The 21,937-nt window shown below is 62.1% G+C and carries 23 protein-coding genes and 1 pseudogene; 9 read left to right on the top strand and 15 right to left on the bottom strand.

What is annotated here, in order from left to right; all coding sequences use genetic code 11:
* Window positions 1-68 precede the first annotated feature (68 nt).
* Window positions 69-878 (top strand): class I SAM-dependent methyltransferase, encoded by an 810-nt coding sequence (locus HCR76_RS16525; protein WP_166986690.1) that lies wholly within the window; start codon window positions 69-71, stop codon window positions 876-878.
* A gap of 24 nt (window positions 879-902) precedes the next feature.
* On the opposite strand, the gene HCR76_RS16530 is transcribed toward HCR76_RS16525, so the two are convergent.
* Window positions 903-1,358 (bottom strand): MarR family winged helix-turn-helix transcriptional regulator, encoded by a 456-nt coding sequence (locus HCR76_RS16530; RefSeq protein ID WP_166986687.1) that lies wholly within the window; start codon window positions 1,356-1,358, stop codon window positions 903-905.
* Window positions 1,359-1,439: 81 nt separating this feature from the next.
* Between HCR76_RS16530 and HCR76_RS16535 the strand changes: the two genes are divergently transcribed.
* The 4 genes from HCR76_RS16535 (at window position 1,440) to HCR76_RS16550 (ending at window position 6,034) form a co-directional block, all read left to right on the top strand.
* Complete coding sequence (locus HCR76_RS16535) at window positions 1,440-2,294, top strand: NmrA/HSCARG family protein (RefSeq protein ID WP_166986684.1); 855 nt, start codon at window positions 1,440-1,442, stop codon at window positions 2,292-2,294.
* 332 nt (window positions 2,295-2,626) lie between these two features.
* Window positions 2,627-3,553 carry a LysR family transcriptional regulator gene (locus HCR76_RS16540; protein WP_166986681.1) on the top strand — a complete coding sequence of 309 codons (927 nt, stop codon included), beginning with the start codon at window positions 2,627-2,629 and terminating at the stop codon, window positions 3,551-3,553.
* Window positions 3,554-3,692: 139 nt separating this feature from the next.
* Complete coding sequence (locus HCR76_RS16545; RefSeq protein ID WP_166986678.1) at window positions 3,693-4,844, top strand: LCP family protein; 1,152 nt, start codon at window positions 3,693-3,695, stop codon at window positions 4,842-4,844.
* Window positions 4,841-6,034 carry a peptidoglycan glycosyltransferase FtsW gene (locus HCR76_RS16550; protein ID WP_166986675.1) on the top strand — a complete coding sequence of 398 codons (1,194 nt, stop codon included), beginning with the start codon at window positions 4,841-4,843 and terminating at the stop codon, window positions 6,032-6,034. The genes HCR76_RS16545 and HCR76_RS16550 overlap by 4 nt, the downstream gene beginning before the upstream one ends.
* Window positions 6,035-6,304: 270 nt before the next feature.
* Here the strand turns inward: HCR76_RS16550 and HCR76_RS16555 are convergent, their stop codons facing one another.
* The 4 genes from HCR76_RS16555 to HCR76_RS16570 all read right to left on the bottom strand — a co-directional run bounded on the left by HCR76_RS16555 (window position 6,305) and on the right by HCR76_RS16570 (window position 10,667).
* On the bottom strand, window positions 6,305-7,954 hold the full coding sequence (locus tag HCR76_RS16555) for an MDR family MFS transporter (protein ID WP_166986673.1): 1,650 nt from the start codon (window positions 7,952-7,954) through the stop codon (window positions 6,305-6,307).
* 57 nt (window positions 7,955-8,011) lie between these two features.
* Window positions 8,012-8,638, bottom strand: coding sequence for a TetR/AcrR family transcriptional regulator (locus tag HCR76_RS16560; RefSeq protein ID WP_235934513.1), 627 nt, complete (start codon window positions 8,636-8,638; stop codon window positions 8,012-8,014).
* A 218-nt stretch (window positions 8,639-8,856) separates the two neighbouring features.
* Entirely contained in the window at window positions 8,857-9,243 is a 387-nt protein-coding gene (locus HCR76_RS16565) for a RidA family protein (protein WP_166986668.1), read from the bottom strand.
* Window positions 9,244-9,326: 83 nt separating this feature from the next.
* Window positions 9,327-10,667, bottom strand: coding sequence for an MFS transporter (locus HCR76_RS16570; protein ID WP_235934515.1), 1,341 nt, complete (start codon window positions 10,665-10,667; stop codon window positions 9,327-9,329).
* 217 nt (window positions 10,668-10,884) lie between these two features.
* Between HCR76_RS16570 and HCR76_RS16575 the strand changes: the two genes are divergently transcribed.
* On the top strand, window positions 10,885-11,616 hold the full coding sequence (locus tag HCR76_RS16575) for a helix-turn-helix transcriptional regulator (protein WP_166986665.1): 732 nt from the start codon (window positions 10,885-10,887) through the stop codon (window positions 11,614-11,616).
* Between the two features lie 24 nt (window positions 11,617-11,640).
* Here HCR76_RS16575 and HCR76_RS16580 read toward each other — a convergent pair.
* A pseudogene (locus HCR76_RS16580) lies at window positions 11,641-11,847 on the bottom strand (SDR family oxidoreductase); the annotation flags it as partial.
* Window positions 11,848-11,862: 15 nt separating this feature from the next.
* Entirely contained in the window at window positions 11,863-12,636 is a 774-nt protein-coding gene (locus tag HCR76_RS16585) for a DUF998 domain-containing protein (RefSeq protein WP_166986662.1), read from the bottom strand.
* A gap of 141 nt (window positions 12,637-12,777) precedes the next feature.
* On the opposite strand from HCR76_RS16585, the gene HCR76_RS16590 reads away from it, so the two are divergent.
* A complete protein-coding gene (locus tag HCR76_RS16590) occupies window positions 12,778-13,374 on the top strand; it encodes a TetR/AcrR family transcriptional regulator (protein WP_166986659.1) in 597 nt (198 codons plus the stop codon).
* Window positions 13,375-13,452: 78 nt separating this feature from the next.
* Here the strand turns inward: HCR76_RS16590 and HCR76_RS16595 are convergent, their stop codons facing one another.
* From HCR76_RS16595 to HCR76_RS16625, 7 genes are all read right to left on the bottom strand, one after another.
* Entirely contained in the window at window positions 13,453-14,574 is a 1,122-nt protein-coding gene (locus HCR76_RS16595; RefSeq protein ID WP_166986657.1) for a baeRF2 domain-containing protein, read from the bottom strand.
* 29 nt (window positions 14,575-14,603) lie between these two features.
* Complete coding sequence (locus HCR76_RS16600; RefSeq protein WP_166986654.1) at window positions 14,604-14,957, bottom strand: hypothetical protein; 354 nt, start codon at window positions 14,955-14,957, stop codon at window positions 14,604-14,606.
* A 54-nt stretch (window positions 14,958-15,011) separates the two neighbouring features.
* Entirely contained in the window at window positions 15,012-15,278 is a 267-nt protein-coding gene (locus tag HCR76_RS16605) for a hypothetical protein (RefSeq protein ID WP_198248093.1), read from the bottom strand.
* Window positions 15,265-16,380 (bottom strand): MFS transporter, encoded by a 1,116-nt coding sequence (locus tag HCR76_RS16610; RefSeq protein ID WP_198248094.1) that lies wholly within the window; start codon window positions 16,378-16,380, stop codon window positions 15,265-15,267. Before HCR76_RS16610 ends, HCR76_RS16605 begins: the two co-directional genes overlap by 14 nt.
* Window positions 16,381-16,502: 122 nt before the next feature.
* Entirely contained in the window at window positions 16,503-18,266 is a 1,764-nt protein-coding gene (locus tag HCR76_RS16615; protein ID WP_166986651.1) for a sulfatase, read from the bottom strand.
* A complete protein-coding gene (locus tag HCR76_RS16620) occupies window positions 18,266-18,874 on the bottom strand; it encodes a PadR family transcriptional regulator (protein ID WP_166986648.1) in 609 nt (202 codons plus the stop codon). The genes HCR76_RS16615 and HCR76_RS16620 overlap by 1 nt, the downstream gene beginning before the upstream one ends.
* A 117-nt stretch (window positions 18,875-18,991) precedes the next feature.
* Window positions 18,992-19,771, bottom strand: coding sequence for a GIN domain-containing protein (locus HCR76_RS16625; RefSeq protein WP_166986645.1), 780 nt, complete (start codon window positions 19,769-19,771; stop codon window positions 18,992-18,994).
* Between the two features lie 205 nt (window positions 19,772-19,976).
* Here HCR76_RS16625 and HCR76_RS16630 point away from each other — a divergent pair, with 205 nt between their 5' ends.
* Together HCR76_RS16630 and HCR76_RS16635 are read left to right on the top strand one after the other, a co-directional pair.
* Complete coding sequence (locus HCR76_RS16630) at window positions 19,977-20,849, top strand: alpha/beta fold hydrolase (protein ID WP_166986642.1); 873 nt, start codon at window positions 19,977-19,979, stop codon at window positions 20,847-20,849.
* A gap of 43 nt (window positions 20,850-20,892) precedes the next feature.
* Complete coding sequence (locus HCR76_RS16635) at window positions 20,893-21,378, top strand: GbsR/MarR family transcriptional regulator (RefSeq protein ID WP_166986639.1); 486 nt, start codon at window positions 20,893-20,895, stop codon at window positions 21,376-21,378.
* A 29-nt stretch (window positions 21,379-21,407) separates the two neighbouring features.
* Here the strand turns inward: HCR76_RS16635 and HCR76_RS16640 are convergent, their stop codons facing one another.
* Complete coding sequence (locus HCR76_RS16640; RefSeq protein ID WP_166986636.1) at window positions 21,408-21,800, bottom strand: (deoxy)nucleoside triphosphate pyrophosphohydrolase; 393 nt, start codon at window positions 21,798-21,800, stop codon at window positions 21,408-21,410.
* Window positions 21,801-21,937 lie beyond the last annotated feature (137 nt).

Here is a 21,937-nt window from a genome sequence, read left to right on the forward strand (position 1 = left end):
GGACGCCTTTCGCTCAGAGGTGAATGCTGCTTCTTGATAATGGGCAATCGCCCACTTACGGTGAGCGCATGGTCACTTTACCCTCACCTGCATCTGACGCTCCTCACGAGCACCGTGGCATCGCAGAAGGATTCGGGGCGGATGCCGAGAGATACGACCGGGCGCGTCCGACCTACCCACCTGCGCTCACCGACGCGATTATGGCCCGAAGCCCCGGTACCTCAATTCTCGACGTGGGAATCGGGACAGGTCTCTCCTCGCGCGGGCTCAGGGATGCCGGATGCACCGTGCTCGGCGTCGAGCCTGACGAGCGCATGGCCGCCGTTGCTCGGCGCAATGGCTTCGCAGTCGAAACGTCACGCTTCGAGGAGTGGGATCCGGCCGGTCACCGTGTCGATACGATCATCGCCGGGCAGACTTGGCACTGGGTAGACCCGGTAGCTGGCGCTCGGAAGGCGGCTCAGGTCTTGGATCCCGACGGGCTTCTCGTCGCATTCTGGAACGCCGGAGACCCGGATCCTGACGTGGCGGCGGCATTTGCCGACGTGTACCAACGCATCGACACAGGGCTTCCCTTCACCCCGTGGGCATCGTCGGAATCCGCAGTCTCGGGATACGGACGCTTTGTTGACGCCACGCGCGACGGTCTCGAGCAGGCCGGCGGTTGGTCGGAGCCCGAACGGTGGCGCTTCGACTGGGAGGCCACCATCACGACACAAGCATGGCTCGATCAGGTCCCCACGTCTGGCGGGCACAATCGACTCGCGCCGGGAGTACTCGCTGAACTGCTCGAGGGCCTGGGCGACGCGATCGATACGCTGGGCGGCAGCTTCACGATGCATTATGCGACCGTCGCAATCGCGTGCACACGTCTGTAGGGTGTTCGCCGCGGGCCGAAAGGCTCAGGAACTCACGTCCGTGATGCCAATGCGGCCGAGCAGCTTCCCCGCGATCTTGCCGAGAGAGTGAACGTCGTCATCCGTCAAACGCGCATCGACAAGTTCACGACGTGCCTCGCGTGCCACAAGGTAGCCGTCACGCGCGGCCGCCACACCGGCATCGGTGAGCGTGACGATCGCGATGCGGCGGTTCGCGGCATCCGTTCGGCGTTCCACCCAGCCGCGCCGCACGATGCGATCTGCCAAACGCGTCATTCCGCTCGGGCTCATTGACAGGCGCGCTGCAGCCTCAGACATCGTGAGGCTGCGGTCCACAGCGTTTGCGAGGTACCAGAGCACCTGAAACTCCGACGACGACATTCCAACGCGCTCGGTGAGCCTCATGCTCAGCTCCGAATCGAGAAACGCAGCTGCCTTCTGCAGGTCCACCCACACCAGGTCGCGATCGCCGTCTTTCACGAGTTCAGGATATCGGGAATTGCGCGTGCAATCTTTGCGTTAGCAACTATTGCACAATCAAACAAATGAAAGGTGTGAAGTATGAGCTCGACAATTCTCGTCAGCGGCGCGACCGGAACCCAGGGTGGCGCAGTTGCCCGCGTGCTACTCGATCACGGCCACAGCGTGCGGGCAATGACGCGCAATCCCCACAGTGACGCAGCCCGTGCGCTGAGCGCGCTCGGAATAGAGGTCGTCGCCGCCGACTTCGACGAACCCGCGAGCCTGCGCGCTGCAGCATCCGGTGTTGATGCCGTATATGCGATGGGTACCCCGTATGGGTCGGATGCCGAGACTGAAGAGCGCCAAGCGAATACGCTTCTTGACGCCGCTGTCGCCGCCGGTGTGGGGTTCATCGTCTACTCGTCCGTTGCGAGCGCTCTGAACGACTCGAAGGTGCCGCACTTCGAGAGCAAGGCGCGCGTCGAGGAGCATCTTGCAACGCTGTCCGTTGCGCACACGGTTGTTGCTCCGGCGATGTTCACCGACAACATCCTCGCCCCGCACAACACCGAGGCTCTCGCTCGCGGACACTACGCATTCGCCGTTGCCGCAGACACGCGCGTTCAGCAGGTTGCGATCTCAGATCTCGCCGAGTTCACAGCGCTCGTGTTCGATGACCCTCAGCGCTTTGCCGGCCAGCGCATCGAACTCGCGTCATCTGAAGAGACAGGAGCCGAAGTGGCCGATGCGCTCAGCGCGGCGCTCGGACGCACGATCGAGTACAGCGAGGTTCCTCTCGAGACGATCGAAGCGAGCGGCAATGACGACCTCGCCGCCATGATGCGATTCCTCCGCGGGCCGGGCTACACCGTCAACATCGACGCACTGCACGCCGCGTACCCCGAGGTCGGCTGGCACACCGTGGAGAGCTGGGCGCGCGAGCAGAGCTGGTAGGCACTAACCGCGCAATCGGAGACCAACTTTTGCCATCGCCACGGGTCTTGGCATAGCAAAAGTTGCCCCCCGATTAGTGCCGGGGCCGAACTTGGTGCCCGCGGGAGCGCCGCAAAACCCCAATCGGTGATTTGTCGAGTTCAGCGGGCGACAGCATCCGGTCCACACGCACATCCGGCCGCCTCGCAATGCGCGAAACGGCCCGAGTTGGACGTGCAGCTACTCCGTCGTGCTCTCCGCGTCGGCACTCGATGCAGACAGGGGCTGGGCGCGCGAGCAGACACGTAGACTCGCTCGAGGATCAGTTACGCACGCAAGAAAAGGATGCCGTCATGAGCAGCCCGTCCGCCGCCTCGGCCGGCCTCAGCATCCCACAGCTTGAAGCGCTGATCGCGATTGTCGACTATGGCTCTTACACGGCGGCGGCAGATGTGCTGCGCATTTCACAGCCCGCGCTCTCTCGGCGCGTGCAGTCGCTCGAGAAGGCGCTGGGCGTGCAGCTGTTCACAACGACCGGTCGCGTGATGTCGCTCACTGAGACGGGGCGCACGATTCTGGGCCCTGCACGTCGCGCCCTTCGCGAGACATCGACCCTGGAATCACTTGCAGCTTCCAACCGCACCCTCGCTTCCGGATTCCTTCGCGTCACCGGGCTCCCCTCCCTGATGGCAACCGTGGTGCCCGATCACGTCGGCCGGTTCCACCGGCGCTTCCCCGGCGTGCGCCTCGACGTTCTCGGGGCACAGAGCACGGATGACCTGATCGACTCCGTGCGCCTCGCGCGCGCTGACCTCGCGTTCGGCGCGATTGAGGGGCTACCGTCCGACCTCGAGATCGTTCCTTTGCACGATCAGGAGTTCTCGGCAGTCGTCGCGGCCCAGAGTGAGGGCGGCAACGTCGTCACCGCCGATTTCCTGAGGTCACGCACGCTCGTGACGCTTCCTCAGGGCACATCGATTCGCGCGCTCACCGACGAGGTATACCGCAGTCAGCGCGTCACTCCACCGCACATTATTACCACCACGCAACGCGATGCACTCGTACGCCTGGCCATCGCCGCCAACGGGATCACCATCGTGCCCGACGTTCTGGCGCAGGCCGCGCTCGTGTCATCCGGACGCATCGTGGACTTCGAACGCCCCGTTCTGCGATCAATCGGCCTTGTGCACGAACGCGATGCCCTTCGCTCGCCTCTCGTGCGGCACTTCATCGCGACGGTGACGACGTCAGACGCTGAATTGCCGACTCCGCTGCGCTGAACTGTCGCACTCACCTCCACACAACGGGGCACTGCCCCATGCACAGCCCGCATGAGTGGCACGCCCGAGGCTATTGGAGCCCCCTGAGCAAACGTGGTGGTGTGTCCCCCGAAGAGTTCACAGCCGGAGGGAACAACGCATGGATCACGACAACTCAAGGCGCGAACAGACGACACGCGGGCGAGGTCGCCGTCGCAGCATCCTAATCGCCTGTGCCGGTGTGGCGATCGTGGCGATCGTGATAACGATCGGGATCGCTGTCGGGCGTCTGCAGAACAACCTCACGGCAGTCGAGCTTCACGATCCGTCATCTCAAACAGCCGAGGACTCCTCCACCCCGGCGTCCCCACTGAACATTTTGATGCTCGGTTCAGACGGCCGTGAAGCGGGCTATGGCGCGTACGGAGAAGACGACGGCACCATGCGCAGCGACGCCATGGTGCTTGTGCATATCGGGTCGGAGAATGGGTATGTCGACGCCGTTCAGATTCCGCGCGACACTGTCTTGCAGCTCCCGCCCTGCGACGATTCCGGCCGCGGCACTTTCGCCGGAGGCTACGGCATGATCAATGGCGCGCTCAACCACGGCGAAACGTGCTCGGTTTCTGCCGTCGAGGAACTCACCGGCGTAGCTATCGATCACGTTGTCGCGATGAACTTCGACGGGTTCGCCGACATCGTCGACGCGTTGGGTGGTGTTCAGGTGTGTCTGCCCGAAGCTCTCAGAGACCGTCGCGCGGATCTTGATCTCCCCGCTGGCGAGCAGATGGTCAGCGGTAGCGAGGCTCTCGCGCTTGCGCGCACGCGCCACGCGGTGGGTGATGGAAGCGACGTCGCCCGCATGGGACATCAGCAGATGGTAATGTCGGCCATCGTCCAGCGGGCGACGAGCAACGACGTACTGGTTCGTCCAGACAGGCTCTACAGCTTTCTGGATGCTGTTACCTCATCGATCACCGTGGACACCGGGCTCGAATCATTGACACAACTCGCTGCACTTGCTCAGCGACTGTCACAGGTCGAGACTGACAACATCACGTTCGTGACGATGCCGTGGGAGGCCGCGCCCTCGGATCGCAATCGTGTCGTACCAACTCCCGCGGCTCATGCGATGTTCGAGGCCCTCGCCGATGACACCCGCCTCGCGACAGCATCCGGGGACCAACCACCGTCAGACGCCGATTCATCGCACGATCAAAACCCCAATGCCGATGACGCGGATGACACGCAAGATTCCGATCCCTCGACACACTCGCGTTCGGCCGACGCACCGCTGTGCGAGGATCAGTGACGGCCACGCGGATCGGGCTCCCTCAGCGACGCCGCCTGTCGCGTGACGCGATCGTGCTTGCCTCAGTGAGCATCGCTCTTGTCGCGTGTGGTGTAGTCATGGTGCTCTCTGCCTCGTCGGTCGAGAACCTGATCGCGACGGGCGACCCCTTCTCGATCGCGCGTCGCCACGTGGCGTTCGCCCTGGTCGGCGTCGCCCTCATGTTCGTGCTCTCCCGCATTCCGCCGGCATTCTGGAGACGCTGCGCCTGGGCGCTCCTCGCGAGTGGCATCGCGCTTCAGCTTCTCGTGTTCACACCGCTGGGCTTTGCCTCCGGAGGCAACCGCAACTGGATCAGCCTCGGAGGTTTCGGCGTCCAGCCCTCTGAGTTTCTCAAACTGGCGCTCATCATCTGGATTGCGCACATCATCGCCGCGAAGGGCGAGTTGATGTCGCGCTGGCAGCACGCGGTGATCCCGATCGTGCCTGTCGCCGGACTGGCGCTTGGTACTGTCATGCTCGGCAAAGACCTCGGCACCGTGCTCATCATGGGAGCCATCGCTCTCGGTGCATGCTTCTTTGGCGGCATGCGTCTTCACCACATCGTCATTGCCGTCGTAACGGCTGCCGGTGCGGCTCTTGCTGTCGCGCTTTCCGGAGGAACACGGCAAACACGTATTGCCGCATGGTTTGAGGGGTGCAGCGCCACGTCTGACAACTACCTCGACCTCTGCTGGCAGACGGTTCACGGGTGGAACGCGCTTGCCCTTGGCGGCGTCACCGGTGCCGGCCTGGGAAACTCGCAAATGAAATGGGGGTGGCTCCCCGAGGCCAACAACGATTTCATCTTCGCGATCATCGGTGAAGAGCTGGGAGCCATCGGTGCCGTCGTCGTGCTTGCACAGTTTGTGCTGTTCGGAGTCGTTCTTACCCGCGTCATCAGCAGAAGCCACGACAGATTTGTCACTGCGACGCTGGGCGGCATCCTCCTGTGGGTCGTCGGCCAGGCGTTCGTCAACGTCGCCGTCGTCCTCGGGATGCTGCCGGTGCTCGGAGTTCCCCTGCCGATGATCTCGGCGGGAGGTTCGTCGCTCGTCAGCATCCTGGCGAGCATTGGCGTCGCGCTGTCACTCATGCGCGGAACCGAGGGGAGCAGGATGCCGTCAGATGCGCGCGCGGCCGTGCCCGGGCACGCAGAGCGACGTGTTTGACGCGCCGCATCCGCATCGCTAGCGGGATTACCTCGGTCGCGCGCGGAGCTGCTGAGACCCACAAATCGGGGACCAACTTTTGCTATGCCAAGACCTGTGGCGATGGCAAAAGTTGGTCCCCGATTGGTGCTCGGCACCACACACGGTGCCTGCAGGAGCGCAGCAAAGCACCAATCGGTGATTTGTCGAGTTCAGCTGGCGGCAGCATGCGGTCCACACGCACATCGGGCCGCCTCGCGATGCGCGAAACGGCCCGCGTTCGACGTGCAGCTACTCAGTCTTGCTGTCGGCGTCGGCATTTGCCGCAGGCACGCGCTCGCCGTTCTTCGCTGCACGCTGCTCGGCCTCGAGCCGCTCGGCTTCTTCGCCGCCGATTGCCTCACCACGAGCAACGAGCCCTGACTCGGTCTGCAGCGGAATCTGCTTCAGCAGCAGTGACAGCAGGAACGCCACAGCAATGAACGGCAGGATGTACCAGAACACCGGCGCGAGAGCGTCAGCGTATGCGCCAACAATGCCGTCGCGCACCGCATCAGGCAGGTCGTTCAGCACCGACGGGTCGATGGTCGCCGTCGCGTTCGCCGCATCCGAGGCGCTGGCGCCGGCATCCGTGAACACCGACGTCAGATTCTCGGTCAAGCGCGTGGTGAAGAGGGTGCCGAACACGGCGGTTCCCAGCGACGCTCCCACCTCGCGGAAGTAGTTGTTCGTGCTCGTCGCCGTGCCCACCTGAGACGCGGGAACGGCGTTCTGAACGACGAGAACTACGACCTGCATAATCAGGCCGAGGCCCACACCGAACACGAACAGGAACACACAGATCAGCCAGATCGGAGTGGATGCCGCCAGGGTGGTGAACGCGAGCATAGCGGCGCCCATTACGATCGTGCCGATGATCGGGTAAATCTTGTACTTTCCGGTCTTCGTAATCGCCAGACCCGACCAGATCGACGTGCCGATCATGCCGACCATCATCGGAATCAAGAGCAAACCGGATGCTGCAGCCGACGTGCCCGACGCCATCTGTAGGAACGTGGGGAGAAAGCCGATCGCGGCGAACATGCCGATGCCGAGCACCATTCCGATGGCTGATGCGTTGATGAAGATGGGGTTGCGGAACAGGCTGAGCGGAATGATCGGGTCTGCAGCACGCGCCTCGGTGATGATGAACGCTGCCGCGGCGGCGAGCAGCCCAGCACCCCACGCCCACGTGGCGACCGAGCCCCAGCCGAAGTCGGCGTCGCCGCCAAAGTCCGTGAAGAAGATGAGGCACGTCGTCGCGATCGAGAGAAAGAGCACACCGAGAATGTCGATCGGCTTCTCTGCCTTTTTGGTGGGCAGCTTGAGCGTCACCATCGCGATCACGAACGCCGCGATGCCAATGGGGATGTTGATGTAGAAACCCCACTGCCAGGTGAGGTGATCGACGAAGTAGCCTCCGAGCAGCGGACCGGCCACAGCCGAGAGACCGAACACAGCGCCAAGCGGGCCCATGTACTTGCCGCGCTCGCGTGCGGGCACGATGTCGGCGATGATTGCCTGCGACAGAATCATGAGCCCGCCGCCGCCGAGCCCCTGCAGGGCACGGAACACGACGAACGCCCAGAAACTGCCGGCGAAGGCGCATCCAACCGACGCAAGAGTAAACAGCGCAATCGCGATCAGGAACAGGTTGCGTCGCCCCAGCACGTCGCCAAACTTGCCGTAGATCGGCATCACGATGGTGGTGGCGAGCAGGTACGCGGTCACGATCCACACCTGATGCTCAACGCCGCCGAGTTCGCCGACGATCGTCGGCATGGCTGTCGACACGATCGTCTGGTCAAGACTTGCCAGCAGCATCCCCGCGATGAGGGCTCCGAAAATCGTCCAAATGCGCCGCTTGGTCAGCAGAAAGGGCGCCGCTTCTGTTGTAGTCATTGTTGCCGTTCTCTATGAATCAGGTGAGCCTGTGCGGCTCGGGAAAGAGGGAGTTGGTCAGATGAGCAGTTCGCGGGCGGCAGCGATCCGCTGTTCGAAAATGCGCGAGAAGTGCCCGATACTCGGCGGGGCATCGCCATGGTCAGCAAAGTACTCCTTGGCGGTGGCCCGACTGAACGCGCCGACGATATGCACGAGTGTCGATGCCCTCAGGTCGCCCGCTTCCAGGTGCTCGCGCTGCTCGATGAGCGCGATGTCTCGTTGCTCATTCGCCTGGATCATCTCGAAGATGCGCGTGTGCAACCGCGGTTCGCGCTCGATTGCAGCTTTCATCGCCCGAACATCGGATGCCGAGGGAGCCACGATCTCCCATCGCGCCAAGTGCAGCGCAACGAAGTCGTCAACAAGCGCGTCAGAGATGGTCTCCCCCGCTGAGCTGCCGCCGTCGAGGAACGTCTGCGTGAGTTCGTCATCACCGTGTGGGGCGAGGATGCCGAGAACAGCATCCTCCTTCGATGCAAAGTAGTTGAAGAACGTTCGCCTCGACACCCCGGCTGCCTCGCACAGCTCTTCGACTGTGTAGCCAGTGAAGCCGTCGCGGGCGGTCCACTCGCGTGCGAGCTCAATGAGCCGCTCTGCCGATTCCTGCCGGCGACGCTCTCGCAGATTCGTTGCACTTTCCATCACAACGTGCATTCTTGCACTTTTACCCTATGAGTGCACTGGGAATATCGTTTCCGTCTGCCAAGCGGCGCACAGCACAATGCCGCGTCAATCGGGGACCAACTTTTGCTATCGCCGCGGCGCACCGAATAGCAAAAGTTGGTCCCCAATTGGTGCTGCGAAACACGAAACGGGTCGCCGCACTGCGCGCGACGACCCGAATCGGTGAACGTGGAGTGCTACTTGCCCTCGGGGATCGCGGCGACCGCGTCGATCTCGACGAGGATGTTCGCCAGCTGCGACCCGACAGTGGTGCGAACGGGGAACGGCTCGGAGAAGAACTCCTTGTATGCCTCGTTGAACTCGGCGAAATCCGCCAAGTCCGCAAGGTGAACCGTGGTCTTCACGCAGTCGTTCAGCGTCAGCCCACGCTCACCAAGCGCCGACTGCACGTTGCGCAGCACCTGGCGCGTCTGATCGCCGACGCTCTCGGGAACAGCGTTGCCGTTGGCGGCATCCTGAGGCCCGAACCCGGCCGTGTACACAAACCCGTTCGCTTCGACGGCCTGGCTGTAGGGTCCGGCCGGCTGTGGTGCGTTTGTCGTGTGGAATGCCTTCTTTGTCATAGAGAACTCCTCTTTCTATTTCAGTTGGTCTGGATGGTGCTCGCCGAGTGTCGTGAGCAGCCAGGGTCGGATGCCGCTGACGCTCACTTCAGTTCGTGCAAGCGCCCCGCGTTCTCGACGTCCGGGCGAATCTTCGCGTATGCCGTCGCGATCACGCCGGCGAGCGCGATAACCGTCGCGTACACGATGACAGGCCAGATGTGGCCGGCCCACGCGAACAGCGCCGCGCAGATCAGAGGGGCAAAACCGCCGCCGAGCGTGTTCGAGAACTGGTAGCCGACATTGACGCCCGTCGTGCGCGCCTCGACATCGAACATCTCGGTGAGCAGCGTCTGCAGGGTTCCCTGCATGGCAACGCCCGGAATCACGAAGCCGACGATCATGCCGAGCCAGATCAAGATGGCCGTTCCCCCGCTGAAGAGCGCGAATGCCGGATAGATCAGCACGGCGAAGCCGATGCACGCCAGAATGTAGAACTTGCGGCGCCCGATCTTGTCTGAGACGTGTCCCCACACCGGCGCCATCACGATCTGCAGGAACCCAACGATCATGGTGCCGATGAAGCCCACCTCGGGGTCAACGGAGTGTTCGCTCACCATGTAGGAGAGGCCGTAGGTCAAAACGATGTACCCGGCAATGCTCTGCGGAAGACCGATGAGAATTCCGAGAATGAGGTTCTTGGGGTGGCGAATCGCCTCCATGAGGGGGTTCTTGCGCTTGACCGCCCCGGTCTCGATCGTCTTCGTGTACGTCTTGAACTCGTCGGATTCCTCGAGCTTGCTGCGCAGTACAACAGCAACGATGGTGAGTACGGCTGCGAACAGGAACGGAATGCGCCAGCCCCAGCTCATGAAGAACGTCTCGTCGCCGGCTCCGAGAATGGACATGAGTCCGGCCGAGAACACATTTGCAACGCCAGCACCGGTGATCAGCAAGGCACCGAACAAGCCACGTCGACCGGTCGGCGCATACTCGACAACAATTGTCGCGGCCGGCCCCATCTCGCCACCGACGAAGAGGCCCTGTGCCATGCGCAGAATCACGAGAAGAATCGGCGCGAGAAGTCCGATCGACTCAGCCGAGGGAATCAGTCCCATCAGCGTTGTACAGATTCCCATGCCGATCACGGTGATCATGAGCGACCGCTTACGCCCGAACCGGTCTCCGACGTAGCCGAACACGATGCCCCCGAGCGGGCGCAGCAGGAAGCCCACGGCGAAGGTCGCGAATGATTGGAGGGTTCCCGTCACCGGGTCGTCACCAGGGAAGAACACGTGCGGGAAGACCACGGCGGCGCCGAGCCCGAACAGGTAGTAGTCGTAGTACTCCATCATGGTGCCGATGGCACCACCGGCAACAGTACGGCGATCCTTGGTGGGGATCGCTCTCAACCCCGTTTTGGGCCGCATCGCTGAGTTGGCCATAAGAGCCTCCTTACTCTTTGTATAGATCACCGTGGATCTATCGCATCTGAAGAACTGGCGTCTCTGTGGGAAACCCGCGACTCCTCAGGCGTATCTGCCATCGTGGAGTAAGGTTGTCACGTAGACAAAACGTTAAGCTAGCATTGATTTAGACAATATGTCTAGCACCCAGACGTTTTGTTAGACCTCAAAGCAATGAAGATCAGAGGAGAATCGGATGCCGTCGGACGCCGCCGTCGCCATGCTGAGCCAGTCAGCAGAAGCGCGAGTCTATGACACCCTCGACGAGATCTGCGCGGTCTATCTTCCGGCGATGCGGGCCATGGCCGCTGCGGCGGGCCCGGGGTGCGAGGTCGTGCTTCACGATCTGTCAGCAGACGACCCCGACCTCGACCACACGATCGTCGCGATCGAGAACGGTCACGTGACGGGTCGCAAGGTGGGCGGGCCCTCGACGAGCCTCGGCGCCAGCGTCATTCACAACCAGGGCGCCGACCACGACGCCTTCGGATATCGCGGATTCACGAGCGACGGCCGGCAGCTACGCTGCTCATCCATCTACTTTCGCAACCGGGTCGGCAAGATTATGGCCGCGCTCTGCGTCAACGTCGACGTCAGCGCACTGCAGCAGGCTCGGGCTCTGCTCGACGGCCTGTTGCCGCAGCCCGCTGCCGACTCCGCCGACGAACCGAACGAGTTTTTCGGCCACGATCTCGTTGCGGTCATGGATGCCATGGTGACCGACGCCATCCACGCGATCGGCCGGCCCGTGTCACAAATGTCACGCGATGATCGCGTCGCGATCGTGCGCAAGCTCGACCAGCAGGGTGCGCTGCAGATGCGCAAGGGGATGGAGCACATCGCTTCGCGCCTCGGCATCTCGCGCGTCACGGCCTACTCGTACCTCGATGAGGCCCGGGCTGGCCAGGCAGCACCCGAGTCCGCGTGATCTGACGCGTCGCGACCCGTTCGACGAGCGCCGTAGCAGGGGAAGTGCCGCTTCCGTGACCCGCACGATGCCCACGGCGTGTGTGTCGAACGAACACAGGGCAGCGGGTCCGTCGATCGCAGTCTCGAGAACGCCGGCATTGTGCACGACAACGTCAAGGCGATCTTCAACCTCCTCAATCGAAGCCAACGCGACAGAGACTGAAGCGTCGTCTGTCACGTCGAGCTGCACGGAGCGCGCCGCGGCTCACTCACGACCTGGTTGCGCTGAACGCCGACCTCGATTCACCGTCGCCACTCCCACGCAGATGAGTCCGGTCAAGAACGGGTAGACAGCGCCACGTTCGACGAGGCCGACAAGCACGTTCGCCCCAGAGATGATGTCAACGAGGTAGCCGACCATCGCCACAAGTCCGAGGCAGCCGAGCACGGTCAGCGTTCGGCCGATTTTCAGAGAGAGCCCGACGCGACGGCGCATCACGCCGAGAAAAATCGCGAGAACATTTCCCCCGACGAATCCCGCGAAGGCGCCCATGCTGTGAAATTCGCCGGTGCCATCGTTCATCGCCTCCCCTGACCCGGGAAACAGTGCAAGCAGAATGCCGCCGGCCGCCAGCATCGTGGCGGGCACAAGTGTCAGCCAATGGCGCCAGCCCACTAGCCCGCGAAGCATGGCTACCCCGGCAAATATCGTGATGCCAAAGACAAAGAAGCCGGTGTTCATCACCCATGCGAGCGGCGAGTACATGTATTGGCCGAAGAGCACTGAAGGACCATGAACTCCGAGGTTGCTGATGAAGTGGTATGTGTAACTGTAGGGCGGATCCGCCCACGCAGCGGCCGCGATGAACTCGGCGACAAAGTACACGAGAGGGCCGGCGATCAGTAGCGCTCCCGAGATTCGGCGCAGCGCTGTCGGGCGCTTCTCTGACTGGTCCTCCCGTGTTCGGTTCTGCTCCGGCCAGTGCTGCCCTGTTGGGTGCACATCAGGAGCAAGCACCTCAGAGTTCTTGTCGTTCATGGTCTTCTTCTCTCATGGATTGCGAGTTCGCAGTTCTCGAACTCGTGTTTTCATCTTCATAACTGGTATCACTACAGAACTGTATCAATACCACTTTTGTAGTCAAGTCGATTATGAATTGACTCCAGTAAGATGATCGACATGAGCGATGTGCACCAGACGGGACGCCGAGAGCGGAAGAAGGCAGCAACCCGAACCTCGATTCTGGATGCAGCGAGTGAGCTGTTTCTCGCTCGCGGCTTTGACGCGGTGAGCGTTCGCGAAATTGCCGACAAGGCAGACGTGTCCCCGACAACGGTCTTCGCGCACTTCCCGCAGAAAGAATCACTTGCCTTCAGTGATGAAGACGAGCGTCACCAGCAGCTCGTGTCCGCGGTGAGCGGCCGCGCGCCCGAGACCTCGATTTCGGATGCGCTGAAGGCACACTATCTCTCCGAGATCGCCGCGTTCGAGACTGAGCCTCAGCGCCAGATTCTCGCACTCATGGAAGCAACGCCTGCCCTCGGCGAGTACGCAGAACGAATGTGGTTGCGCCACGAAGAATCTCTCGTTGCCGTGATCACCGACGAATTCGGGCTCGCGGACCCGACTAATGCGATTCGCTTCTACGTAAGATTCGCCCTGCAGATCCAGCTTGTCGCCTCAAAGGACACCGATCCGCGAGCGACAATCGATGCAGGATTTCGACTCCTCGATGAGGGCTGGCTGCGCCTCAACGTTGAGGAGACGACTCCATAAAGCACGTGGCATCGTGAGCGCGACCGGCACCACCGTCACTCGCCATCAAAGTGATTGCACGTCGGGAGCGTTTCCGCGTCAGGGTCGGTCGGGACCGACGGGCCAACGCAACGACGCGACCACACCCGTTCCTTCGCCGATTTCGTCCGGCTCGACGATGCGCACCTTCGCATCGGTGAGCACCGCCGCGCGGACGACTGCCGCCGTCGCGACAATCTCTTCGAGCACCGGTGTTCCCAGAGCATCCTCGGGTGCCGTCGCCACCCACGGCTCGGCCTCGAGCGCAAACAGCGAGTGCTGAAGCAGCGCGTGGTGATCGACGAACACGTAGTCAGCCTGCCCCTGCGCGAGCGCGTGAACGACATCGCCGATGCCTGTCGCCTGCAGCTTGCCGTTGTCGGCGGCAGCCTCGTCGAGGATCGCGCGATTGCGTCGCCGCCTGGCAGCATCCAGCTGCACCTCGAGCGCGTGACGCACGCGATCCTCCGATGCCCCCTCGGCATTAACCTCACCGGGGATGACGTGCAGCAGGTGTGTGGCTTGATCACTCAGCTGACCGCTCAGCATCTGCACCGCGCGAACGTCACCCGAGAGAAAGATTACTCGCGGGTGGTGCTCGGCGATCAACGTGGTGATCTGCTCGGCGACCTCGCTCTGAGTATGCTTCCACGTCTCTTCGCTGTGGCGCTGCAGATTGGCCTCCGACGTACGACCCGCGCTCACCTTGTTGATATAGGGAGAGTCAGACTCGATGTGCCGCGTGACGATCGGGTTGCGGTCGCCTTCCGCAAAGACCTCGATGTCGCCGCCGCCACGCCATGCGCTCACGGTAAAGAACAGCTCGTCATCGGGAATCTGCAGCCGCAACGGCGTCACGTCGACGACGGAGCCGTAGCGGATGCACTCGTCGCTCTGCATCGAACCGCCCATGACCGTGTGAAACCGCAGTTCACCGTCTTGCGCTATCGCGAACCGCACTGACGGGTCGGCGACTCCCGTGGGGTCGGCCATCACATCGAGGATCGCCTCGATGTCGGCATCCGGTGCCCCCGCCGCGCTCAAACCGTCTCTGACATGCGTGCGCCGGGCAACAGCCATACCTTCCGGATCGCTCGTACCCGCCGTCGAGTCGATAAAAACCATCGACTTCGGCGCGGTGTCTCGCAGCAACTGGGCAATGAGTTCTTTGTCGAGGGGCATAATCACTCTCTCTTTCTCATACAGGTTGACTACGGTGTGCCCGCGTATGCCGAGATCAGCACAGCGAGAAGTCCGATGAGCGCGATGAGTCCAAACAGCGCTGCGAGTGCGCGCAGTCGGGCGACGGGTCGATGCACGGCAAAACGCACGACGATCATCGCTGCATAGAGCAGCACGATAAGCACGGCCCCGAAAAGTGGCGCCGGGTTGCCGAGCGGAATAAGCGGAATGAGAACGATGAGGCAGATCACCACGAGCAGCGCGCCGATGCCAAGCCAGATCGCACCAGATGATGTGCGAAGTGCTGGCTGGTTTGCCATCTTCGTCGGATCTTCGCCGTCACGGAACTCACGGCGGTTGTCTGCGTTCTGTTCCGCCCCCATATGGGCACCATATCCCGACGCGGTGGCCGAGGAAAGGGGCGGATCAGGGAGCGCTCAGGGGCGTTCGAGTGCCGCAGCCCCGCGGCGCGCATCTAAGGCGTCATCGACGTTCCGTACGTCCTTTGGATACGTCGCGTAGAGAGCAGTGATCACGAGCCCGTTTACCACCATCAGAATCACCAGAACCCAGAGAAACACCGTTTGAATGCTGAACACATCAACGAGGATGCCGGCCGACAACGTGAAGATCGCCCAGCCGATCGCCTCGAAAATGGTGATGAAGATCGCGAATGCCTGACCACGCAACTCAGGAAGTGTCACAGCCATCACGATCGGCCGGTTCACACCTGGGTTCAATCCTTGAGCAAGACCCATAAGGCCCCCAGAAGATGGCGTACACCCCGATATTTCCGTAATCGAACTGAGTGCCGAAGTAGGCGACGAGTGCGAACAGGATCTGCGCGATCTGCAGAAACGCGACGCGTCCGCGCGCAGGGAAAACACGATCGAGCCAGCTCGTGGTGAACCCGCCACCGAACGTGCCGAAGAAGTAGCCGATACCGAATGGAAGCAGCACGATCGATGCCACAGCGTTACTGAAGCCGCGCTCGGTGACGAGGAACTGAAGGCCGAAGACGGCGATCAGAAGGTGGCCAGAGAGCAGGCGCGACAGAAGCATGATTGAGAAGCTGCGAATCGCGAACAGAGAAAGCACTGAGCGGATCGTGGGTCGCACCGTGTCGCGCTGTTCGGCAGACATATCAACAAGTTGAGTCTCTGAAGCCCCGATGCCCGGATCTTTGAAGAAGATGAACACGAGCGCAGAAACGACGAGGCAGACTGCGCCAATGATCCACATGCCCCAGCGCCAACCGTCCGAGAAGTTGGACAACTGAGCGATGAGCGGGCCGAGCACCGAGCTCAGAAGCGCCATCACCCCATAGAACATTCCCACGGCTTTGCCGCGGCTCTTATCGTCGAATGAGTCGGAGATGACGGCGTTTGCAATGGGCTGTCCTCCAATGAGCGCTGCAGCCATACACGTGTTGAAGATGAGCAGAACAGTGAAGTCCTGAGCAAACCCTGCCGCGATGCCGAAAACTCCGGCGAGCACTGTCGTCATGACAAGCACGAACCGTCGCGACGTCCGTGACGCGAGCCACACCCAGGCGGGACCGAACGGAACCGCGATGACCTTGCCGACCGCGGCAAGAATGCCAAGGTGACCGTTGTCAAGCCCGAGCGCGCGCGCGATAGTCGGAAACAGCGTTGTCGTGAGCCCGGCTTCCGTACTGTCAACGACCGTGATTCCCGTCAACGTGATGAGGTTGCGCCAACGATGCGGCACACGCGCTGCCTGTTGCGCGCGAAGTTCAGATGTCGGCGGGTGCGCGCCGCCCGAGGATGTGTGTGTTGTGGACATGGGTTCTCCAGTAATCGACGGTGATCGGGGAGCCCGGGGATCGGCAATATCGACCGGACGGCGGAAATGGTAGATGGACAGTACGTGGATGCTGCCGTGCGCTGGGCTGCGGCACGCAGCAGTCAGATGCGAGCGAGCTCCGTTGCAATCCTGTGGAGCACGGCCGTCGACAGGGCTGTCGTGGCTGCAAGCGCGTAAAGTGTCGTGCTGCCAAGCATGCCGAGAAACTCGCTCTGGGTGAGAGCCGGAACGTGAGCATCGAGAACTGTGCGCGATCGCTGGTCGGCCAACAATTCTGAGACGGGCGTGCCAAGATTCAGCTTCCCCGAAGCGAACTCGTCGAGCGGAGGAAGGGGCTCGGCAGCCGCAGCGGCGATTTCGCTCTGCCTTCTGACAAGAAGATGCGCGGGTTCGGGCTCGCTGCCGAGGGGGAGGCCGAGTCGTTCGAACTGGCTCGCCGGAGCATCGTTCTCACGCATTAGCTGGGCGAGCAGCCGCAGCATCCGTAGCTCCTGGTCGGGGTCGTCCAGCGGATGCTCCTGCGCAGGGTCGCTCTCAAGGTCGAACAGGAGCGTGCCGAATGTATAGGGGTTGACCTGCGCGCGACCGGTGAGCTTGAGCGTGCGAACGCCCTTGGTGAAGCTGAACGGCTTGGCCAGTTCCATATCGGTGAACTCTGCCGGTGCGAAACGGCCGCGCATATGTGTGGGCATAAGCGTGTATTCCTCGAGCGGAGCATTGTCAGGAGTCGCGCACGCCCGCATATAGACATAGCGACCGTCAGTGACGTTGACGTGGCCTCCGTGAATGCCGAACAACGCCCCCTCGCGAGCATCCGAGTTCGACTCCGTCTCGGTGGCGCGCGTTGTTCTGATCGGGGTGCCGAGCATGTCGGGCGTGCTCGGCACCCCAAAGAAATCGAGAAGCGTCGGCGCAATGTCGACAGTCTGCACGAGAGCACGATCGTGGGTGCCCGCCGCGCGAGTGCGCGGGTCCCAGATAAAGGCGGGAAGGTGAACCAGCTCGTTGAACCACGGCTGCACTGATTTCGCCCACCAACCGTGCTCGCCGAGAAGGAAACCGTGGTCGGTATTGACGATCAGCAGCGTGTCGTCCCAGAGGTTGTTCTGATCCATCATGTCGAGCACACGGCCGAGAGATCGATCACACATCGACACGAGAGCTTTGTACTCGGCTCGTGCGTGCTCAACCTGATCATCGGGTTCGGTGACCTTTGCATACGGCGGCCAATCACACTCCGGGCCGTCATACTTGTGTGGGTAGAGCTGCTTGTACTCGTCGTAGCTGAAGAACGGCTCGTGCGGGTCAAAGCATTCAATCTGGACGAACCAGCGATCGGCCTCGAGGTTTGACTCGATGAAGTGCAGCCCCGCATCAAAGGTCTTCGTCTGCGGGTGTTCCGCCTCGCGCCGCAGGTAGCCGCGGTTGATGGCGTCCTGACGCATGATTGCACCTTTGAACCCCTCAGCTGGTGCGCGATCAACGATGCCTTTCCACGGGTCGCCCTCCTGGCCTCGGAAGAACTCCCACGTGGAGTAACGCGGATGGTAGGTCGCGCCGCCGTCTTCCCAATAATGAGGGTGGTCGCTAGCCAGGTGCGTGTGTACCCCGGCCTGCTTCAGCATCTCGGGCATCGAATCGTCGAAGGGCTCGAGCGGCCCCCAGCTGCGATGCAGAAAGTTGTACCGCCCCGTGTGGATCTCACGCCGTGCCGGCATGCAGGGCATCGATCCGGCGTAGAAGTTGTCGAGGGCGACGGTGCGCTCGGCTAGTCGTGTGAAGTTGGGAGCGATGATCTCGTCTGATCCGTACGGCGGTAGCATGTGTCGATTGAGACTGTCGAACATCACCATGATGGCGCGCATTATCGAGTCGCTCCTTCGCGGGTTGCCGGAGCGTGCACGTCGGGGTTCACGATCTTGTCGTCGAGGATGTCGCTTCTCAGGGCAGCGATCGTCTCTATGTAGTCGTCGATTTGACGCGCACCCCACTGGTGCAGGCGCTCGCCCAACGCTGAAGCGAACTCGACGTCGAATGCAACGGCAGGGTCAATGTTGAGCGTACGGTCGCGGAAACGGTAGCGGGCTACCTGGTCACGGCGGGCCGCGAGTTCCACATCGATCAGGTCGATGAGCTGCTCTCGAGTCATGTACCCGGCGAAGCTGAGACGAGCGGTGAACTCGGGCTCCTGAAAGCGCGAGGGAGGAGCGTAGGGCCCGGTGAGCCAGTCGAGAAAGACGGTCATGCCTTCGGACGTGGTTCGGTAGATCTTGGCGTCTTGCGCGCCGGGGCGGGTGTCGACCGTGAAGGCGACCCAGCCTCGGTCGGTCATAGTGGAGAGACTGCGATACACCTGGCTCATCGTCGTGTTCGAGCGCAGAAAGCGGCCGTGCAGATCGAGAAACTTCTTGATCTCGTAGCCGGTCGCCGGATGCTCACCGATCAATCCGAGCAGAAGGTGCTCCAGTTTCATCTCTCACTCCGTTCGATTCCACAAGTGGAATGGTTGTGTGGAGAGATCATTACACAAGTGGAATGGTCACGTCAAGAGAGTCCAACCCCAAGCTCGGTTCACGAACAGTCGCCCGCCTCAATCCACCCCGACGATGTCACCCGAGCCCGAGATGTTCTTCTCGACGGTGGCACCGCCGGAATGGCGGATCGTTCCACTGCCGTCAATGGTCGCCGTGAGGGTACCTGTGGCATTGACGACGATGGTGCCCGAGCCCTCGATGAGAGCGACAGCATCCACCGCATCAACGCCTGACGCGTCGATGTCGCCGGCACCCTCGATGGTGACTGATTGCTGAGCCGCAGCGCCCACCAGTGCAATGTCACCTGAGCCGTCAATACGCGCCGTCACCGAGTCCGCATCCAGGTCGTTCACCCGCACATTGCCGCTGCCTTCAATGACCGCCTCGACGGTGTCAGCGTCAACGCCCGATGCATCGATGTCGCCCGATCCGCTGATCGTGAGTTCGACAGCATCCACCCCAGAGAAGTCGGCAGTGAGGCCACCCGACCCCGATACCGTCGCGGTGTCGAGTGAGGGAACGGTGAGCTCATACGTGATCGGGCCGGTCACGCCCATCACCCGGGGGAAACCGGCGTTCGATCCCAGCGTGAGAACTCCGCCGCGCACGTCAGAGGTGAGCGAATCGATCACCTTCTCGCCGGCCGTGATCGTGAGCGACACGTCATCGCCCTTCGTCACCACGACGTTGCCCGACGTCTCAAGGTCGATCGCCGTCACATCGCTGATTTCGCGATCCTGGCTCGTGGTCTCGCCTGGATCGAACATCGAGCAGCCGGTGAGCGCACCGCCGATGATCAGAAGGGATGCTGCCGCGCTGAGCGTGCGGAACCGCATGACCTCACTCGCTTTCGTTGTTGGGCACGGCAGATGTACCGCGCTCCACTCAGAGTAGGCAATCCGGGTTTGCATGCGACACATCCGTGCGAGTGATCTTCGACCGCAGAGCACATACTCAGGTATGAGATCCCGTCGGGCACTATGTCCAATACGTTTATTACAGCTATTGCAGTCATGACTGCAATAGCTGTATCTTGATTCCATGACTATGCCTCGTGATTCCGCGGCCGACCTGGGAACCTCTATTCTGATTCCGCAGCCCGAAGGCTCACTGCGCGTGATCACGCGTGGCGAAAGCGGGAGTCCCGTGATTCTTCTCAGCGGTGCGGGAAACGACAACATCTCACTCAGCTGGAGGCGAGCCATTCCAACGATCGCTGAAGGCCACCGGGTCTTTGCTCTCGACTGGCCCAAGCAGGGCGGCAGCACTCCGTGGAGCGGCATCGCCGACCATCAACGGATGCTGGCGAGTATCGACGCCGTGCTCGACCATTTTGAACTCGACAGCGCGTCGTTGGTCGGCCTGTCGCAGGGGGGCGCACTCGCCCTCGCCTTCGCGATCGAGAAGCCAAAACGGGTCGAACGGCTGGTGGCGTTAGCACCCGCTGGAATTCTCTCATTTGGTCCGCTCGTTCATCGCCTGCTCTGGCTCATGGCGAAGTCAACGTTTCTCAATCGCACACTGCCCACATTGATCTTCCGACGTCGTTCAGCATGTGCGTGGTTCGCACGCACCAGCCTCTTCGCCGGACCCGTCGACGATTTCGACGAGATCATCGACGAATACCACGCGGATGTGCTCGCCCACGGCTCCGGGTCATCCGATTGGCAGAACGGTTCAATTGGCTTTCGCAGCATGAAGGTTGATCTGCGACCTCGATTGCACGAAATTCAGTGCCCCGCGCTGATCATTCAGGGCAGCGACGATGTGGGAGTCGCACCCGAGAAGTCGCGTGCTGCGGCAGACGCCATTCCGAACTCTCGCTATGAGCTCATCCAGGGTGCGGGGCACTGGTCGAACCGGCAATGTCCCGAACGAGTCAATGAGCTCATCGTCGAGTTTCTGCGTCCATGAGTCGCCAGGAGGGCGATGGTTCGTTGTGCGAGAGAATGAGAACATGACAGCGCCAAGTGACGACGAACTCGACTACGTCGACGAGGTTGCCGCCTTCTTTGCGCACGAAGGGATGCCGCTCATCCCCGGCCGAGTGATCGGATGGCTGCTCATCAGCGATCCGCCCGAACAGAGCGCCGCTGACCTCGCGCGCGTTCTAGAAGTCAGCCGCAGCTCCATCAGCTCAGCCGCACGACTGCTCACGCCAAGTGGCCTCGTCGAGAGCGTACGCAAGCGGGGAGAGCGGCAGGAATACCTCCGGATTCGCCCGGATGGCTGGAGTCAGATGCTCGCCAGCCGCTACGCAAAGACCACAGCGTTCCGACAGATCACCGAGCGCGGCCTCGATCTGCTGAGCACATCGCCACCCGTCCAGCGGGAGCGGCTGAAAAACGTGACCGAACTCTACCGATTTCTCGAGGCGGAACTGCCCGCGATGTGGGAGCGGTGGGAGCAGCAGTCGACAAGCACGAACGATGAGAGTCGGTGATGCCTCTGGCCACCCAGTCTCTTGCTTCCTCAGGGAGTGTCTGCCGCAATCTTTTTCACCGCGGGAATGTCAGCGGGTGCCCATTCCAGGTCGTGAAGACCGGATGCCGCTACCCAGCGCAGCTCGGCATGCTCGCTCGCCACGGGCTCGCCCTCGACAAGAGAGCAGAGAAACGTCGTGAGCTCGATGGCGACGGTTCCGTACACGTGAGTGGTCGTCTCGACCCGCTCGCCAACGACGACGGTGCATCCCAGTTCTTCTGTGATCTCACGTCGCAACGCGGCATCCGGACTCTCGCCCGCCTCGATCTTGCCGCCCGGAAACTCCCACAGCCCGGCCTGCGCCTTCTGCGTGCCGCGCTTGGCCGCAAGCACGGAGCCGTCGCGCACAATGACTGCGCCCACCACACGAATGCTCGCCATGAAACTCCCCTGCGACACCTCAAAGCCACGACCGAGCGTGGCTGTCGCGACAGCCGTGCGCGGTGTCGTGCGCTGTCAGGCAGAGAGTAGCAGGCCGGTGCGGTTGTGTCCTCAGGCTGAACGCATGGAGGCCAAAC

It is taken from the genome of Paramicrobacterium chengjingii, assembly GCF_011751765.2.
GTDB lineage: Bacteria > Actinomycetota > Actinomycetes > Actinomycetales > Microbacteriaceae > Paramicrobacterium > Paramicrobacterium chengjingii.